This is a genomic window from Vibrio sp. TMPB1044, assembly GCF_030442075.1.
In the GTDB taxonomy this organism is placed as follows: Bacteria; Pseudomonadota; Gammaproteobacteria; order Enterobacterales; family Vibrionaceae; genus Vibrio; species Vibrio satsumensis.
Map to the genome: position 1 here is coordinate 1 of NZ_JAUJED010000077.1, position 1,177 is coordinate 1,177.

At 46.9% G+C, this 1,177-nt stretch carries 1 protein-coding gene; it reads left to right on the forward strand.

Annotation, left to right across the window (positions count from 1 at the left end):
* Positions 1-1,177 (forward strand): elongation factor Tu (tuf, locus tag QQ041_RS22355; protein WP_016783752.1); only part of this gene is annotated, 1,177 nt, incomplete at both ends.

Here is a 1,177-nt window from a genome sequence, read left to right on the forward strand (position 1 = left end):
TGTCTAAAGAAAAATTTGAACGTACGAAACCGCACGTAAACGTTGGTACTATCGGCCACGTTGACCACGGTAAAACAACTCTAACTGCTGCTATCTGTACTACTCTTGCAAAAGTATACGGCGGTGTTGCTAAAGATTTCGCATCTATCGATAACGCTCCAGAAGAGCGTGAGCGCGGTATCACAATCGCAACTTCTCACGTTGAGTACGACACTCCAGCACGTCACTACGCACACGTAGACTGTCCAGGACACGCGGATTATGTTAAAAACATGATCACTGGTGCTGCACAAATGGACGGCGGTATCCTAGTTGTTGCTGCGACTGACGGCCCTATGCCTCAAACTCGTGAGCACATCCTACTTGGTCGTCAAGTTGGTATCCCTTACATCATCGTATTCATGAACAAATGTGACATGGTTGATGACGAAGAGCTACTTGAGCTAGTTGAGATGGAAGTTCGTGAACTTCTTTCTGAATACGACTTCCCAGGTGATGACCTACCAGTTATCCAAGGTTCTGCACTTGGCGCACTAAACGGCGAGAAGCAGTGGGAAGACAAGATCGTTGAGCTTGCAGAAGCACTAGATTCTTACATCCCTGAGCCAGAGCGTGCAGTTGACCAACCGTTCCTACTACCAATTGAAGATGTATTCTCAATTCAAGGTCGTGGTACTGTTGTAACTGGTCGTATCGAGCGCGGTATCCTACGTGTAGGTGACGAAGTAGAAATCGTTGGTATCAAAGAGACTACTCTTACTACTTGTACTGGTGTTGAAATGTTCCGTAAACTGCTTGACGAAGGTCGTGCAGGTGAGAACGTTGGTGCACTTCTACGTGGTACTAAGCGTGATGACGTTGAACGTGGTCAAGTACTTTCTGCGAAAGGTTCTATCAACCCACACACTAAGTTTGAGTCTGAAGTATACGTACTTTCTAAAGACGAAGGCGGCCGTCACACTCCTTTCTTCAAAGGTTACCGTCCACAGTTCTACTTCCGTACAACTGACGTAACAGGCGACATCACTCTACCAGAAGGCGTAGAAATGGTAATGCCAGGTGACAACGTTCAAATGACTGTTGAGCTAATCGCTCCAATCGCAATGGACGAAGGTCTACGTTTCGCAATCCGCGAAGGTGGCCGTACAGTTGGTGCTGGTGTTGTAGCTAAAATCTT